We start from the raw sequence: 16,730 nt of genomic DNA on the forward strand, positions 1-16,730 counted from the left end.
CCGCGCGTCGCCGAGAAGGTCCGCCATGCTTGCCACAGCTGTCCTGTTCCTCGTTGCACTCGCCGCCGGGGCCCTCGGCGGGCTGGTGGGCACCGGATCGTCGTTGGTGCTGTTGCCGATCCTGGTGAGCATGTACGGCCCACGGGTCGCCGTGCCGGTGATGGGCATCGCGGCGGTGATGGCCAACGTGGGCCGGGTTGCCGCCTGGTGGCGACAGATTCGGTGGCGGCCCGTGCTCGCCTATGCCTTGCCCGGCACACCCGCGGCCGTCGTGGGCGCCCATACCTTGCTGACGATCTCGCAGACCGTGGTCGACGGCGTGCTCGCCGCGTTCTTCCTCGCCATGGTGCCGGTGCGAAGGATCGTGGCGGCCCGCCGGTGGCGGGTACGGCTGTGGCAGCTGAGCGTTGCGGGGGTGATCATCGGCTTTCTCACCGGGATGATCCTGTCGACCGGCCCGCTGAGCGTCCCGGTGTTCACTGGCTACGGCCTTTCCGGCGGCGCCTTCCTGGGTTGCGAAGCGGCCAGCGCGCTGGTGCTCTATCTCGGCAAGATGGCCACCTTCGGTCAGTTGGGTGCACTCACCGGCTCCGTCGTGGTGCGCGGACTGGCCATCGGGGCGGCGCTGATGATCGGGCCGTTCCTGGCCCGCAGGCTGGTGCGCCGTGTGCAACCGCACACCTACGCGTTGTTGATCGACCTGGTCTTGCTCACCGCCGCGGCCGGCATGGTGGTCGCGACGTGGTCAACCTGACGACTGGGTTCGAAATGCGCGGTTGCGGGCGTCGATCTCGTCCTGGATGCGCGGTACCAAGCGGTCACCGCCGGGTGCCGCGGTGGCCTGGCAGCGGACGGCGTGCGGGCGCTGGTTGTGCTCGTATTGCTGCCATGCCCGGTCCAGGTCGCCGGGGTTGTCGCGCAATGCCTGGGCCAAAAACCAGGTGCCGGTCAGGGCCAGGCTGGTGCCGCGTCCCGAGAGGCTGGACGCGCAGTGCGCGGCGTCGCCGACCAGGACGATGCGACCGCGGTGCCAGGCGGGCATGTCGATCTGGCTGACCGAGTCGAAATACAGTTCGGGGTCCCGGATTGCCGCCTCGATCAGCTCGGGGACCCGCCACGCGTCATGGCCGGCGAAGGCATCGGCCAGGATCCGCTTCTGGGCGGCCAGATCGTGGTAGTCGTAGTCGATCCAGCCGGACCGAAACATGAAGACGGCCAACGCCTGGTCGTGGTAGGCGGCGATGCCGGCGAGGTGGCCGGGGAAGTTGTACATCGGGTTGATGCGTCCCTGCGGGGCATAATCGGGCAGCGCGGCCAGCGCGACGTAGAAGCCGAGATGGCGCAGGAACTGCCGTTCGGGGCCGAAGGCGAGCCGGCGGACCGCGGAGTGCAGCCCGTCGGCGCCGACGACCAGGTCGTAACGATCGCGGTCGCCCGAGGCGAACACGACGTCGACTCCGGCGCCAAAGTCGTCGAGCGCGGCGATGGACTGCTCGAAGCGCAGCTGTGCCGACGACCCGAGGTGCTCGTACAGGATGCGGGTGAGATCTTCGCGGGGGATTTCGATGTCGTCGGCCGAGTCGTTGATCTCCTCGAGCGGTGGTTCGGCCACGACCGCGCCGGTCCGGTCGACGAACTGCACGCGTTCGGTCATGTCGACCCGGCGGTCCAGGATCTCGGCGAGCACACCCATCTTTTCGGCAATGCCGATGGCGACGTCGCCCCGAATATCGATGGGGGAGCCGTTGACCCGCAGATGGTTGGCGCGCTCGACGATGGTGACGTCGTGGCCGTCGGCGCCCAGGTCGATCCCCGCGCTCAGGCCCGCGATTCCTGCGCCAGAGACAAGGATGCGCATCGAATCCACCCCTTTCGGCTGTTAGATACGGTCTGTATCCTATGACCGTAACCGCGAGTGTTAGGAAACGCAATGTCTCTTAATTCGACCGGGGGTCAGCAACGTCGCCGGGGCGCAGTCCTGGAAGAGGCGCTCTTGGACGCCGCATGGCTGGAGCTGACCGAACGCGGTTACGACGAGATGACCATCGACGCGGTTGCCGTGCGCGCGGGCACGAGTCGCGCTGTGCTCTACCGCCGCTGGCCCAACAAACAGGAACTGGTGCTGGCCACCCTGGTGCACGAGGTGGGCAAGGATGTCGTGGTCATGCCCGACACCGGCAGTCTCCGTGGCGACGTCATCGAGCTGCTTCGGCAAGCCAACAAGCTCAGGGTGGGGTTGGCGACGGCGTTGATGACCCGGCTGGGCGGCTTCTACCGGCAGACCGGCCGCAGCCTGGCCGACCTGCGGGCGTTCGTCCTGGGCGACCGCGACGCCGTCCTGGAGCAAGTCATCCAACGCGCCATCGACCGCGGCGAAATCGAGCCGCAACAGGTCACCGACCGGATCGCGCGCCTGCCCGTGGAGCTGTTTCGCTATGAGATCCTGATGACGCTGCAGCCGTTGTCCGAGGCGACGATCGAGGAGATCGTCGACACCATCTTTTTGCCTTTGCTCGAGTCGCGTAAGGAGCGGTAACGCGCCCATCCGGGCGCGGGACGCCGCGATCGCAGATGACCACGGTGCCTGCTCCTCCTCGGTAGGGTGTCATGGCCGATCATGGCTGACGGAGGTGGTGCTCAGTGTCGGTGCCGATGGCGCTGCGGCCGAACGGGGTTGCGGGGGTGCGGTTGCCCGCCCTGGCCGCGCAGGTCGGGGCGGTGGTGGCCGACGGCGCAGCCGCGGCCTCCGACCTCGCCGTCACCGGCGTGACGCTTCGCGCCCAGGACGTGCGGCCCGGTGACCTGTTCGCCGCGCTGCCCGGCTCGGCCACCCACGGCGCCCGCTACGCCGGCGACGCGATCGAACGCGGGGCCGTCGCGGTGCTCACCGACGCGGTCGGGGTGTCCGAGATGCGCGAGATGTCCGGCGAGATCTCCGGCGCCGCGGCGGTGCCGACGCTGGTGCACCCGTCCCCGCGCGGCGTGCTGGGCGAGCTCGCCGCGACGGTGTACGGCAACCCGTCGGCCCGGATCGCGGTGATCGGCATCACCGGCACGTCCGGCAAGACCACCACGACCTACCTCGTCGAGGCCGGCCTGCGGGCCGGCGGCCGTACCGCCGGACTGATCGGCACCATCGGCATCCGCGTCGACGGCACCGACATCCCCAGCGCCCTGACCACGCCCGAGGCTCCCGCGTTGCAGGCGATGCTGGCCGCGATGGCCGAGCGTGGGGTGGACACCGCCGTCATGGAGGTCTCCAGCCACGCCCTGACCCTGGGCCGGGTCGACGGCACGGGGTTCGCGGTCGGCGGGTTCACCAACCTGTCCCGTGATCACCTCGACTTTCACGCCACCATGGCCGATTATTTCCACGCCAAGGCCCTGCTGTTCGACCCGCACTCGCCGCTGCACGCCCACCAGGCCGTGGTCTGTGTCGACGACGACGCCGGCCGGGCGATGGCCGCGCTGGCCGTCGACCCGGTCACGGTCAGCGCCGCCGGCCACCCCGCACACTGGCGTGCCATCGACGTGGCGCCGACGGGCGCGGCGGGCCAGGAGTTCACTGCTGTCGACCCGGCCGGCGGCCGGCACCGCATCGGCATCCGGCTGACCGGCGCCTACAACATCGCCAATTGTCTTGTGGCACTGGCTATTCTGGACGCGGTCGGGGTGTCGCCGGAACGGGCGGCGGCTGGACTGGCGGACACCCGCGTTCCGGGCCGGCTGGAGGAGATCGACCGCGGCCAGGATTTCCTCGCCCTCGTCGACTACGCGCACAAGCCCGGCGCGCTGCGCGCCGTCTTGACCACCCTGCAGCGGCCGGGACGACGCGTGGCGGTGGTATTCGGCGCGGGCGGGGACCGCGACCCAGGTAAGCGGGCGCCGATGGGCGCCGTCGCCGCCGAGCTGGCCGACCTGGTGGTCGTCACCGACGACAATCCGCGCAGCGAAGATCCCGCGGCCATCCGAGGCGAAATCTTGCGCGGCACCAACGACGGCAAGGCCAACGTGGTCGAGATCGGCGACCGACGCACCGCCATCCGGCACGCGGTCGGCTGGGCCGGTCCCGGCGACGTGGTGTTGATCGCGGGCAAGGGCCACGAAACCGGGCAGCGCGTCGGCGATCTGGTCCGCCCGTTCGACGACCGGGTGGAGCTGGCCGCAGCGCTGGACCACCGCCGCGAGGCGCACCGATGATCGACCTGACCGTCGCCCAGATCGCCGAAATCGTCGGCGGCACACTGGCCGACATCTCGGCGCGGGACGCCGCGCAGCTGCGCGTCACCGGCACCGTCGAATTCGATTCGCGATTGGTGGGGCCCGGTGGGCTGTTCTTGGCGCTGCCCGGCGCCCGCGCCGACGGGCACGACCACGCCGCTGCGGCGGTGGCCGCCGGCGCGGTCGCGGTGCTGGCCGCGCGGCCGGTCGGGGTGCCCGCCATCGTGGTGACCCCGCACGGGGCGTCCGGATCGCGAGCCGGCGTGCTCGAGCACGACGTCGACGGTTCGGGTGCCGCGGTGCTAGCCGCGCTGTCCAAGCTGGCCACGGCGGTGGCCGAGGAGCTGGTGGCCGGCGGGCTGACCATCATCGGGATCACCGGCTCGTCGGGCAAGACCTCGACGAAAGACCTAGTGGCCGCCGTGCTGGCGCCGCTGGGGAACGTGGTGGCCCCGCCGGGATCGTTCAACAACGAGCTCGGCCATCCCTGGACGGTGCTCCGCGCGACACGCGAGACCGATTACCTCGTCCTGGAGCTGTCGGCGCGCCATCCCGGCAATATCGCCGCACTGGCGCGAATCGCCCCGCCCGCAATCGGCGTGGTACTCAACGTGGGCACCGCCCATCTCGGCGAGTTCGGCTCACGCGAGGCGATAGCTCAAACAAAATCCGAACTGCCCCAAGCGATTCCGTCGAGTGGTGCGGTGATCCTCAACGTCGACGACCCGGCCGTGGCGGCCATGGCCCAGGTCAGCTCGGCCCAGGTGGTGCGGGTCAGCCGGGCCAGCCACACCGACTCCGGGCGCAGCGACGTCTGGGCCGAAGGCGTGTCGTTGGACGAGTTCGCCAGGCCGCGCTTTACCCTGCACGCGATGGACGCGCCAGGCGCTGCGCACACCGAGGTGCAACTCGGGGTGTCCGGCGAACACCAGGTCATCAACGCGCTGTGTGCCGGCGCGGTGGCCCTGCGGTGCGGCGCCGGCCTCGAGCAGATCGCGGCGTCGCTGGCCGCGGCCGAGCCGGTGTCCCGACACCGGATGCACGTGACCACCCGCCCGGACGGGGTGACCGTCATCGACGACGCCTACAACGCCAACCCCGACTCGATGCGCGCCGGACTGCAGGCGCTGGCCTGGATCGCCTCCGGCGGGTCGACGCAAGGCGCGGCGCGGCGACGCAGCTGGGCGGTGCTGGGCGAGATGGCCGAACTCGGCGCGGATGCGGTAACCGAGCACGATCGCATCGGTCGGCTGGCGGTGCGCTTAGATGTGTCTCGACTTGTTGTCGTCGGAACGGGGAGGTCGGTAGCCGCGATGCACCATGCTGCGGTCCTGGAAGGGGCGTGGGGTTCGTGGGGCGCTTCCGGCGAGCGGGGGGCGGTCAACGTGGCCGACGCCGACGCGGCCATGGACCTGTTGCGGGCCGAACTGCGGCCCGGTGACGTGGTTTTGGTGAAGGCGTCGAACTCCGCCGGACTCGGTGCCCTGGCCGAGGCGCTCGCTGAGACGCTGGTTGACGCCGACCCCGAAGGCAGGGCTCGCCCGTGAGGCAGATCCTGGTTGCCGTCGCGATCGCCCTGACCGTTTCGATCCTGCTGACACCCGCGCTGATCCGGCTGTTCACCAAACAGGGCTTCGGTCACCAGATCCGCGAAGACGGCCCGCCCAGCCACCACACCAAACGCGGCACCCCCTCGATGGGCGGGGTGGCGATCCTGGCCGGGCTGTGGGCCGGCTACCTGGGCACCCACCTGGCCGGGCTGGCCTTCGACGGCGAAGGCGTTACCGCCTCGGGTCTACTGGTGCTGGGGCTGGCCACCATCCTGGGCGGCGTCGGGTTCCTCGACGACCTGATCAAGATCCGCCGGTCGCGCAACCTGGGGCTGAACAAGACCGCCAAGACGGTCGGCCAGATCCTGGCCGCGGTGCTGTTCGGCGTATTGGTCCTGGGCTTCCACAACGCCAACGGCCTGACACCGGCCAGCGCCGATCTGTCCTATGTGCGCGAAATCGCCACTGTCACACTGGCTCCCGGGCTGTTTGTGCTGTTCTGCGTGATCGTCGTCAGCGCCTGGTCCAACGCCGTCAACTTCACCGACGGCCTGGACGGCTTGGCTGCGGGCTGCATGGCGATGGTGACCGGCGCCTACGTGCTGATCACGTTCTGGCAGTACCGCAACGCGTGCGCCACGGCGCCGGGGCTGGGCTGCTACAACGTGCGCGACCCGCTGGATCTGGCGATCGTGGCCGCCGCGACCGCGGGCGCCTGCATCGGTTTCCTGTGGTGGAACGCCGCGCCGGCCAAGATCTTCATGGGCGACACCGGCTCGCTTGCCCTGGGCGGGATCATCGCGGGGTTGTCGGTCACCAGCCGCACCGAGATCCTCGCCGTCGTGCTGGGGTCGTTGTTTGTCGCCGAGGTCACCTCGGTCGTGCTGCAGATCCTGACCTTCCGCACTACCGGGCGCCGGGTATTCCGGATGGCGCCGTTCCACCACCATTTCGAGTTGAGCGGCTGGGCCGAAACGACGGTGATCATCCGCTTCTGGCTGCTCACCGCGATCGCGTGCGGCCTGGGTGTGGCCCTGTTCTACGGTGAGTGGCTCGCCACGATCGGCGCGTGACATGCCGGAGCTGGAACCGTTGGCTCCGCTCTCTGCAGGAGCGCCCGTCCTGATCGCCGGTGCCCGGGTGACCGGCCGTGCCATCCTCGGCGCGTTGCAACGCTTCGGCGCGGCGGCCACGTTATGCGACGACGACCCGGACATGCTGCGCCCCTACGCCGAGCGCGGCGTCGCCACCGTGGACCCGGCGACCGCGATCCGGCGGATCGCCGACTACGCGCTGGTCGTCACCAGTCCGGGGTTCCAGCCGTCGGCGCCGGTGTTGGCCGCGGCGGCCGCCGCGGGCCTGCCGATCTGGGGTGACGTCGAGTTGGCCTGGCGGCTGGACGCCGCGGCCTGTTACGGCACGCCGCGGCGCTGGCTGGTCGTCACCGGCACCAATGGCAAGACGACGACGACGTCGATGCTGCACGCCATGCTGGTCGCCGGGGGCCGGCGCAGCCTGTTATGCGGCAACATCGGCGACCCAATTCTCGACGTGCTGGACCAGCCGGGTGACCTGCTGGCCGTCGAACTGTCGAGCTTTCAGCTCTTCTGGGCGCCGTCGCTGCGGCCCGAGGCGGGCGTGGTGCTCAACATCGCCGAGGACCACCTGGATTGGCATGCGTCGATGGCGGAGTACACCGCGGCCAAGGCCCGGGTGCTGGGCGGGCGGGTGGCTGTGGTCGGGCTCGACGATCGCCGGGCTGCCGCCCTGCTGGACACCGCGGCGGCGCCGGTGCGGACCGGTTTCCGGCTGGGCGAACCGGCGGCGGGGGAGCTGGGCGTGCGCGACGGCCAGCTCGTCGACCGCGCCTTCGCTGATGACCTGACGCTGCTGCCAGCGGCGGCGATCCCGGTGCCAGGCCCGGTCGGCGTGCTGGACACGCTGGCGGCGGCGGCGCTGGCTCGCAGCGTCGACGTGCCCGCGGCCGCCATCGCAAACGCCGTCGCGACCTTTCGGCCGGGCCGGCACCGCAGCGAAGTGGTCGCGGTGGCCGACGGGATCACCTACGTCGACGACTCGAAGGCCACCAACCCACACGCCGCCGAGGCCTCGGTGCTGGCCTACCCGCGGGTCGTGTGGCTGGCCGGCGGTCTGCTCAAGGGCGCCTCGCTGGACGCGGAGGTGTCCAGGATCGCATCGCGCCTGGTCGGCGCGGTGCTGATGGGTCGGGATCGCCAAGAGGTTGCCGAGGCGTTATCGCGACACGCGCCCGATGTCCCCGTCGTCCAGGTTGTGACAGGCGAGGATGCTGGTATGCATGCGACTGCTGATACTGATGTGACAAAAGTTGATAATGCGGGGGATAGTCTCGGTGTTCGCGTGATGACCGCAGCTGTGGCCGCGGCTAGGGAGCTGGCAAAGCCTGGCGACACGGTGTTGCTGGCACCCGCGGGGGCATCGTTCGACCAGTTCAGCAGCTATGCCGACCGGGGTGACGCGTTCGCGGCCGCCGTTCGCGCGGCGCTGCGGTAGGCGGGCATGGGTAACGGGCTGACCCGGCGCCTCCGCCGGGGGAAGAGGACGAACGCGACCGCGCCAGCCGACCGGGACGCGGACTCCGCCGCCGAGGTCGACGCCATCGACGTGAGCGACGCCGCCGAAGATCCCCCTGACACCGGGGTGGCTGACCAAGCCGACGTCACCTTCGACACCGACACCGACACCGACACCGACACCGATACTGACACCGACACCGACGCAGCCACGGACGCAATGGCGGCCGCCGGCCCCGCAGCAGCAACCACCGCAGCAGCTGCCGAGCACACCGCCGCGGTAAAGCCGCAGTTCAAGGACCCCCAGCGGAGTCCACGCGCCCGGTTCGGTGCCTGGCTGGGCCGGCCGATGACGTCGTTTCACCTGATCATCGCGATCACCGGGTTGTTGACCACGCTGGGTCTGATCATGGTGTTGTCCGCCTCCGGCGTTCGGTCCTACGGTGCCGACGGTTCGGCGTGGGTGATCTTCGCCAAGCAGGTGTTGTGGACGGTCATCGGCGTCGTCGGCGCCTACGTCTCGATGCGGCTGCCGGTCCGCTTCATCCGCCGGGTCGCCTTCTCGGCCTACGTCGTCACGATCATCTTGCTGGTGCTGGTGCTTGTCCCGGGCATCGGAAACCTCGCCAACGGCTCCCGCAAATGGTTTGTGGTGGCCGGCTTCTCGATGCAGCCCTCGGAGCTGGCCAAGATCGCGTTCGCGATCTGGGGCGCCCATTTGCTGGCGTCCCGGCGCATGGAGCGGGCCTCGCTGCGCGAGATGCTGATTCCGCTGGTGCCGGCGGCGGTCATCGCGCTCGGATTGATCGTCGCTCAGCCGGACCTCGGTCAGACGGTCTCGATGGGCATCATCTTGCTGGCCCTGCTCTGGTACGCGGGGTTGCCGCTGCGGGTGTTCGGCACCTCGCTGCTCGCGGTGTTCATGGCCGGTGGGGTGCTGGCCATGTCCGCCGGTTATCGCTCCGACCGGGTGCGCTCGTGGATCAACCCCGAGAACGACCCGATGGACACCGGCTACCAGGCCCGGCAGGCGAAGTTCGCGCTGGCCCACGGCGGCATCTTCGGTGACGGCCTGGGTCAGGGCACGGCGAAATGGAATTACCTGCCCAACGCGCACAACGACTTCATCTTCGCGATCATCGGCGAGGAGCTCGGCTTCATCGGGGCGTTCGGCCTGCTGGTGCTGTTCGCCCTGTTCGCCTATACCGGGATGCGCATCGCGCGCCGCTCCGCCGACCCGTTCCTGCGCCTGCTGACGGCCACGACGACGATGTGGATTCTCGGGCAGGCCTTCATCAACATCGGCTACGTCATCGGCGTGCTACCGGTCACCGGCCTGCAGTTGCCGTTGATATCTGCCGGCGGAACATCCACGGCTGCAACACTTTTCATGATCGGCATCATGTGCAATGCGGCCCGTCATGAGCCGGAGGCGGTGGCCGCGCTGCGCGCCGGGCGAGACGACAAGGTGAATCGGCTGCTGCGGCTACCACCGCCCGAGCCGTATGTGCCCAGCCGCATCGAAACCTTCCGCGACCGCCGGCACTCGCGTCCGCCCGCACCGCGGCCACCCGCCGCGGGACGCGGCCGCCGGGCCCCCGCCCGAGCAACCGAGCCGGCCGCCCGCCGGGGTGGGCGCATGCCCGAGCCAGGGCAGCGCCCGGCGTCCGGGCGGATACCTGCCCGGGGGGAGCCCCGGTCAAGGCATCATGGAGCTGGCCAGCGCCATGCCGGCCAGCCGGTCAGCCCATCAGCCGGTCAGCGTCAAGCACGGCGCGCTCGCGCATTGGAAGGTCAGCGTTACGGGTGAACCACCAGATCAAGGAGTCGGCCGGCGGGCAGGGGAGCAGTCCCTCGCCCGCCGGTGCCGCATCACCGGGCCCGGCATTGGCTGAAGGCGCCGTGTCGGTCGTGCTGGCCGGCGGCGGCACCGCCGGCCATGTGGAGCCGGCGATGGCCGTCGCCGACGCACTCAAAGCGCTGGATCCCAGGGTCCGGATCACCGCGCTGGGTACGGCCCGCGGTCTCGAGACCCGGCTGGTGCCCGAACGCGGCTACCACCTCGAACTGATCACTCCGGTGCCGTTGCCACGCAAACCCAGCGGCGACCTGGCCCGGTTGCCACCCCGCGTGTGGCGCGCGGTGCGGGAGACCCGCGCGGTGCTCGACGACGTCGCCGCCGACGTGGTGATCGGGTTCGGCGGCTACGTCGCCCTGCCGGCCTACCTGGCCGCACGCGGGCTGCCGGCTGGTCGGCGGCGGCGCATCCCGGTGGTAATCCACGAGGCCAACGCCCGCGCCGGGCTGGCGAACCGGGTCGGCGCCCGCACCGCCGACCGAGTCCTATCCGCGGTGCCGGATTCCGGGCTGCGGGGTGCGGAGGTGGTGGGCGTGCCAGTCCGGGCGGCCATCACCACGTTGGATCGCGCGGCGCTGCGCCCCCAGGCCCGGCGACATTTCGGGTTTGCCGCCGACGCGCGGGTGCTGCTGGTGTTCGGCGGCTCCCAGGGCGCGGTCTCGCTGAACCGCGCGGTGTCGGCCGCGGCCGCACAGTTGGCCGCCGGGGGCGTCTCGGTATTGCACGCACACGGGCCCAAGAACACCCTCGACCTGCGCGAGCCCGACGACGGTGATCCGCCGTACCGAGCGGTGCCCTACCTGGACCGGATGGATCTGGCCTACGCGGCGGCGGACCTGGTCATCTGCCGCTCCGGGGCGATGACGGTCGCCGAGGTATCGGCCGTCGGGCTGCCGGCGATCTATGTGCCGCTGCCGATCGGCAACGGCGAGCAGCGGCTCAACGCGCTGCCGGTGGTGCACGCGGGGGGCGGCATGGTCATCCCCGACGGCGTGTTGACGGCGGAGCTGGTGGCCCGCGAGGTCACCGGCCTGCTGAGCGATCCGCCGCGGCTGGCGGCGATGACTGCGGCCGCCGCGCGGGTGGGCCATCGTGACGCGGCGCGGCAGGTCGCCGAGGCCGCGCTGGACCTGGCCCGCCACGCACGTGATGGGGGGCCGGCCGCCAGGAGGCTGCGGTGACGTTCGCCGACCGGTTGCCGCCCGAGCTTCACAGGGTGCATATGGTCGGCATCGGGGGAGCCGGAATGTCTGGTGTCGCCCGCATCCTGTTGGACCGCGGCGTGCAGGTATCCGGGTCGGATGCCAAGGAATCGCGCGGTGTGCACGCGCTGCGGGCCCGCGGCGCGCTGATCCGCATCGGCCACGACGCGTCGGCGCTGGATCTGCTGCCCGGCGGCGCGACCGCCGTCGTCACCACCCACGCCGCCATCCCGAAGACCAACCCGGAGCTGGTCGAGGCTCGGCGACGGGGCATTCCGGTGCTGTTGCGCCCGGCCGTGCTGGCCATGCTGATGGCGGGGCGTACCACGCTGATGGTCACGGGCACCCACGGCAAGACGACGACGACGTCGATGCTGATCGTGGCGCTGCAGCAGTGCGGGCGCGACCCGTCGTTCGCGGTGGGCGGCGACCTCGGCGAGGCCGGCACCAACGCGCATCACGGCAGCGGTGACTGCTTCGTCGCCGAGGCCGACGAAAGTGACGGATCGCTGCTGGAATACACGCCCGACGTCGCGGTGGTCACCAACATCGAGGCCGATCACCTGGATTTCTACGGCAGCAACGACGCCTACGTCGCGGTATTCGATTCCTTCGTCGAGCGGCTGGCCCCGGGCGGGGCGCTGGTGGTCTGCACCGACGACCCCGGTGCAGCGGCGCTGGCCCGGCGCAGCAGCGAGTTGGGCATTCGGGTGTTGCGTTATGGCAGTGCGCCGCAAGGGGATTCGGAATTGGCGGCCACCCTGCTGTCGTGGGAGCAACAGGGCACCGGGGCCGTCGCGACGATCCGAGTGCGCTCCGATCCGGCGCCGGCGGCGGTGCGGTCGATGCGGTTGTCGGTGCCCGGGCGACACATGGCGCTCAATGCGCTGGGCGCTCTGCTGGCCGCGGTGGAGGTGGGTGCCCCGGTGGAGCAGGTGCTGGACGGCCTGGCCGGTTTCGAGGGCGTACGGCGCCGCTTCGAACTGGTCGGCACGGTGGGTTCGGTGCGCGTGTTCGACGACTACGCCCACCATCCGACCGAGATCGCCGCGACGCTGTCGGCGGTCCGGGCGGTTCTCGAGCAGGGCGGCGACGGCCGGTCGTTGGTCGTCTTCCAGCCCCACTTGTATTCGCGGACAAAGGCATTCGCAGAGGAATTCGGTCACGCTCTGGACAACGCCGACCAAGTGTTCGTGCTCGACGTATATGGCGCCCGCGAACAGCCGCTGGCCGGGGTGAGCGGCGCGATCGTCGCCGAACACGTCAGCGCGCCGGTCAGCTACCTGCCGAACCTGTCGGCGGTCGCCGAGCAGGTAGCCGCGGCCGCCGGGCCGGGTGACGTCATCGTGACCATGGGCGCCGGCGACGTGACTCTGTTGGGGCCCGAGATCGTCGACGCGCTACGGACGCGGGCCAACCGCGGCGCGCCCGGGCAGTCCGGGGTGTTGCGATGACCGACCCGAACGCCGGGCAGCCCGACGCCGACACCGCGGTGACCGAACCGATTGCCGTCCAGGAAGGCGAGGACGCCGCCGCGCCGGACGCTGTCGACTTCGAGGGCCCGCGCCGGCGCGCCCGCCGGGAGCGTGCCGAGCGTCGCGCCGCCCAGGCCCGGGCCACCGCCATCGAGGAGGCGCGCCGCGAGGCCAAGCGCCGCGCCGGTGGGCGCCTCGGCGCCACCCCACAGCCGAAAAAGCCTGCGCGCGGTGTGGTTCGCGGTCTGAAGATGCTGCTGGCGACGGTGCTGCTGGTGATCGTGGGGATTGGGTTGGCGTTGGTCCTCTACTTCACGCCGGTGATGTCGGCGCGCGACATCGTTGTCGTCGGTACCGGGGCGGTGTCGCGCGAAGAGGTGCTCGATGCCGCCCAGGTGCGGGTCGGCACGCCGCTGTTGCAGATCAACACCAACCAGGTGGCCGACCGGATCGCCGCGATCCGCCGGGTGGCCAGCGCCCGCGTGCAACGGCAATACCCGTCCGCGCTGCGGATCACGATCGTCGAGCGAGTTCCGGTGGTGGTCAAGGACTTTGCCGACGGTCCGCACCTGTTCGATCGTGACGGCGTGGACTTCGCGACCGGCCCGCCACCGCCGGCGCTGCCGTATATCGACGTCGCCAGCCCCGGGCCGACCGATCCGACGACCAAGGCCGCGCTACAGGTGCTGCTGGCGCTGCGTCCCGAGGTTGCCGGGCAGGTCAGCCGCATCGCGGCGCCGTCGTTGGCCTCGATCACGCTCACGCTCGGCGATGGGCGAGTGGTGATCTGGGGGACCACCGACCGCACGGATGAGAAGGCCGAGAAGTTGGCCGCGTTGCTCACCCAGCCGGGCAAGACCTACGACGTGTCGAGCCCCGATCTGCCCACGGTGAAGTAGCGCTGCGCGCTGCGGCCGTGCCCTCGTGTGCAAAATTGCGGAAAATTTGCGCGCCGTGCGTCGGCGCGCCTGCAGGGATAGCGCGTGTCGTACCCATACCGTTCTGGTTGCACGGAACTACTTGACATAACTCTAACTCTATGGTTGAGGTTGAGAGTTTGCCAGGGAACCGCATAGCCCGGAAAACCGAATCCCCACCAGGGAGGAAGACGAGATGATGACCCCCCCGCATAACTACCTGGCCGTCATCAAGGTTGTGGGTATCGGTGGTGGCGGCGTCAACGCCGTCAACCGGATGATCGAGCAGGGCCTCAAGGGCGTGGAGTTCATCGCGATCAACACCGATGCCCAGGCATTGTTGATGAGCGATGCCGACGTCAAGCTCGATGTCGGCCGCGACTCCACCCGAGGATTGGGCGCCGGCGCCGACCCGGAGGTCGGACGCAAGGCGGCCGAGGACGCCAAGGACGAGATCGAAGAGCTGCTACGCGGTGCGGACATGGTGTTCGTCACGGCCGGTGAGGGCGGCGGCACTGGCACCGGCGGGGCGCCCGTGGTGGCCAGCATCGCCCGCAAGCTGGGCGCGCTGACCGTCGGCGTGGTCACCCGGCCGTTCTCGTTCGAGGGCAAGCGGCGCAGCAACCAGGCCGAGAACGGCATCAACGCCCTGCGCGAGAGCTGCGACACCCTGATCGTGATTCCCAACGACCGCCTGCTGCAGATGGGTGACGCCGCGGTGTCGCTGATGGACGCGTTCCGCAGCGCCGACGAGGTGCTGCTCAACGGTGTCCAGGGCATCACCGACCTGATCACCACGCCGGGTCTGATCAACGTCGACTTCGCCGACGTGAAGGGAATCATGTCCGGCGCGGGCACCGCGCTGATGGGCATCGGCTCCGCACGCGGTGAGGGCCGGTCGCTCAAGGCCGCCGAGATCGCGATCAACTCGCCGCTGCTGGAGGCGTCGATGGAGGGCGCCCAGGGTGTCCTGATGTCGATCGCGGGCGGTAGCGACCTGGGCCTGTTCGAGATCAACGAGGCGGCGTCGCTGGTCCAGGATGCCGCCCACCAAGACGCGAACATCATCTTCGGCACCGTGATCGACGACTCACTGGGCGACGAGGTCCGGGTCACCGTGATCGCGGCGGGCTTCGACGCGGCCGGGCCCGGCCGCAAACCGGTGATCGGCGGTCCGGCCGAGAAGGGCGAGAAGACTGGCGGCGCGCACCGCATCGAATCGGCCAAGGCCGGCAAGCTCACCTCGACGCTATTCGAGCCGGTCGACGCCGTCAGCGTGCCGGTGCATACCAACGGCGCGACGCTGAGTATCGGCGGCGATGACGACGATGTGGACGTCCCGCCGTTCATGCGCCGCTGAGAACGGACATGCCCGCGACTCCCGTCCCCGCCTACTGGGCGGGGACGGTTGTTCGGCAACGAATCCGGATACTGGTGCTGTGAGTGTTCGCATCCGGCGAGTGACGACCACCCGGGCGGGTGGTGTGTCCAAACCACCGTTCGACACCTTCAATCTGGGCGACCATGTCGGCGACGATCCGGCTGCGGTGACCGCCAACCGGACCCGGCTGGCCCGCGCCATCGGTCTGGGCGTCGACCGGGTGGTGTGGATGAACCAGGTGCACGGCGACCGGGTCGAGATCGTGGAAGGGCCTCGCGCGGCGCGCCGCGCCGCCTTCGACGACACCGATGCGTTGGTGACCCGTACCCCCGGACTGGCGCTGGCCGTGGTGACGGCCGATTGTGTGCCGGTGTTGTTGGGTGACGCGCGGGCCGGGGTGGTCGCGGCGGTGCACGCGGGACGGGTCGGTGCTCAGCGGGGCGTGGTGGTGCGCGCGGTCGAGACGATGCTGAAGCTGGGCGCGCAGGCCGGCGACATCTCGGCGCTGCTCGGGCCGGCGGTCAGCGGACGCAATTACGAGGTGCCCGCGGCGATGGCCGACGAGGTCGAGGCGGCCCTGCCGGGTAGTCGCACCAACACCGATCGCGGCACTCCGGGGCTCGACCTTCGGGCTGGAATCGCTTGCCAATTAAGAGAATTGGGCGTCGAATCGATCGACATCGATCCACGCTGTACGCTGGCCGACCCGGCGTTGTTCAGTCACCGCCGGGACGCGCCGACCGGGCGGCTGGCGTCGTTGATCTGGATGGAGTGAATGCCATGGCAGTTGGCCCGGCGGACTCCAGGACGGGCAACCGCGAATCTGAATTGACTCATGCGTTGGCTGCCGTCCGTTCGCGACTGGCGATGGCCGCGGAAGCCGCGGGACGCAATGTCGGTGAAATTGAACTTCTCCCTATTACCAAATTTTTTCCGGCTAGTGATGTCGCGATTTTGTCTCGTTTGGGTTGTCGTTCGGTCGGTGAATCGCGCGAACAAGAAGCGTCGGCAAAGGTGGCCGAAGTCACTCGGTTGACTCAGGCTTCCGGTTCTTCGCGAGAGTTGCACTGGCACATGGTCGGCCGGATTCAGCGCAACAAGGCTCGGTCGTTGGCGCGCTGGGCGCACACCGCTCATTCGGTCGACAATGCTCAGTTGGTGACCGCGCTGGACCGGGCGGTCACCGCGATGCTGGACGAGGGCGCGCGGCAGCATCGGCTGCGTGTCTATGTTCAGGTCAGCCTGGACGGCGACGCCTCGCGCGGCGGTGTGGATCCCGCTAACCCCGGCGCGCTCGACCAGGTGTGCGCCCAGGTCGAGGAGGCGCGTGGTCTGGAATTGGTGGGGCTGATGGGCATTCCGCCGCTGGATTGGGACCCCGAAGCGGCCTTCGAGCGGCTGCAATCGGAGCACCGCCGGGTCCTCGAGGCGCACCCGAAAGCCGTCGGACTCTCCGCCGGAATGTCGAACGACTTCGAAATTGCCGTCCAACACGGTTCGACGTGTGTGCGTGTCGGTACCGCGCTTCTGGGGCCACGGCAGCTACCGTCACCGTGAGTAGTCACTGTAGTCAC

The 16,730-nt window shown here is 69.9% G+C and carries 14 protein-coding genes; 13 read left to right on the forward strand and 1 reads right to left on the reverse strand.

The window, feature by feature from the left end; genetic code table 11:
• The first annotated feature begins 25 nt into the window (after window positions 1–25).
• Window positions 26–754, forward strand: a complete 729-nt coding sequence (locus tag G6N33_RS23020) for a sulfite exporter TauE/SafE family protein (RefSeq protein ID WP_044506532.1) — start codon at window positions 26–28, stop codon at window positions 752–754.
• Here G6N33_RS23020 and G6N33_RS23025 read toward each other — a convergent pair.
• The gene (locus G6N33_RS23025; RefSeq protein ID WP_081661985.1) at window positions 746–1,867 is read right to left on the reverse strand and encodes an FAD-dependent monooxygenase; all 1,122 of its coding nucleotides are present in this window, start codon (window positions 1,865–1,867) and stop codon (window positions 746–748) included. The two genes, G6N33_RS23020 and G6N33_RS23025, sit on opposite strands and share 9 nt — an antisense overlap.
• 63 nt (window positions 1,868–1,930) lie before the next feature.
• Between G6N33_RS23025 and G6N33_RS23030 the strand changes: the two genes are divergently transcribed.
• From G6N33_RS23030 to G6N33_RS23085, 12 genes are all read left to right on the forward strand, one after another.
• Window positions 1,931–2,536, forward strand: coding sequence for a TetR/AcrR family transcriptional regulator (locus tag G6N33_RS23030; protein ID WP_179962646.1), 606 nt, complete (start codon window positions 1,931–1,933; stop codon window positions 2,534–2,536).
• 116 nt (window positions 2,537–2,652) lie between these two features.
• A complete protein-coding gene (locus tag G6N33_RS23035) occupies window positions 2,653–4,200 on the forward strand; it encodes a UDP-N-acetylmuramoyl-L-alanyl-D-glutamate--2,6-diaminopimelate ligase (protein ID WP_101528476.1) in 1,548 nt (515 codons plus the stop codon).
• Window positions 4,197–5,768 carry a UDP-N-acetylmuramoyl-tripeptide--D-alanyl-D-alanine ligase gene (locus G6N33_RS23040; RefSeq protein ID WP_101528465.1) on the forward strand — a complete coding sequence of 524 codons (1,572 nt, stop codon included), beginning with the start codon at window positions 4,197–4,199 and terminating at the stop codon, window positions 5,766–5,768. Before G6N33_RS23035 ends, G6N33_RS23040 begins: the two co-directional genes overlap by 4 nt.
• Window positions 5,765–6,844, forward strand: a complete 1,080-nt coding sequence (gene mraY / locus G6N33_RS23045; protein WP_044506525.1) for a phospho-N-acetylmuramoyl-pentapeptide-transferase — start codon at window positions 5,765–5,767, stop codon at window positions 6,842–6,844. Before G6N33_RS23040 ends, mraY begins: the two co-directional genes overlap by 4 nt.
• Before the next feature lies 1 nt (window position 6,845).
• On the forward strand, window positions 6,846–8,303 hold the full coding sequence (murD, locus tag G6N33_RS23050) for a UDP-N-acetylmuramoyl-L-alanine--D-glutamate ligase (RefSeq protein ID WP_101528466.1): 1,458 nt from the start codon (window positions 6,846–6,848) through the stop codon (window positions 8,301–8,303).
• Between the two features lie 6 nt (window positions 8,304–8,309).
• On the forward strand, window positions 8,310–10,133 hold the full coding sequence (gene ftsW / locus G6N33_RS23055) for a putative lipid II flippase FtsW (RefSeq protein ID WP_232069445.1): 1,824 nt from the start codon (window positions 8,310–8,312) through the stop codon (window positions 10,131–10,133).
• A complete protein-coding gene (murG, locus tag G6N33_RS23060; protein ID WP_044506520.1) occupies window positions 10,130–11,362 on the forward strand; it encodes an undecaprenyldiphospho-muramoylpentapeptide beta-N-acetylglucosaminyltransferase in 1,233 nt (410 codons plus the stop codon). The genes ftsW and murG overlap by 4 nt, the downstream gene beginning before the upstream one ends.
• Window positions 11,363–11,403: 41 nt before the next feature.
• Window positions 11,404–12,837 carry a UDP-N-acetylmuramate--L-alanine ligase gene (gene murC / locus G6N33_RS23065; RefSeq protein ID WP_044511951.1) on the forward strand — a complete coding sequence of 478 codons (1,434 nt, stop codon included), beginning with the start codon at window positions 11,404–11,406 and terminating at the stop codon, window positions 12,835–12,837.
• Window positions 12,834–13,757, forward strand: a complete 924-nt coding sequence (locus tag G6N33_RS23070) for a cell division protein FtsQ/DivIB (protein ID WP_101528467.1) — start codon at window positions 12,834–12,836, stop codon at window positions 13,755–13,757. The genes murC and G6N33_RS23070 overlap by 4 nt, the downstream gene beginning before the upstream one ends.
• 217 nt (window positions 13,758–13,974) lie before the next feature.
• Window positions 13,975–15,135 (forward strand): cell division protein FtsZ, encoded by a 1,161-nt coding sequence (gene ftsZ / locus G6N33_RS23075; protein ID WP_044511947.1) that lies wholly within the window; start codon window positions 13,975–13,977, stop codon window positions 15,133–15,135.
• 79 nt (window positions 15,136–15,214) lie between these two features.
• Window positions 15,215–15,931 (forward strand): peptidoglycan editing factor PgeF, encoded by a 717-nt coding sequence (pgeF, locus tag G6N33_RS23080; RefSeq protein ID WP_044506519.1) that lies wholly within the window; start codon window positions 15,215–15,217, stop codon window positions 15,929–15,931.
• Between the two features lie 5 nt (window positions 15,932–15,936).
• Window positions 15,937–16,713 carry a YggS family pyridoxal phosphate-dependent enzyme gene (locus tag G6N33_RS23085; RefSeq protein WP_044506517.1) on the forward strand — a complete coding sequence of 259 codons (777 nt, stop codon included), beginning with the start codon at window positions 15,937–15,939 and terminating at the stop codon, window positions 16,711–16,713.
• Window positions 16,714–16,730: the final 17 nt, after the last annotated feature.

It is taken from the genome of Mycobacterium simiae, from assembly GCF_010727605.1.
In the GTDB taxonomy this organism is placed as follows: Bacteria; Actinomycetota; Actinomycetes; order Mycobacteriales; family Mycobacteriaceae; genus Mycobacterium; species Mycobacterium simiae.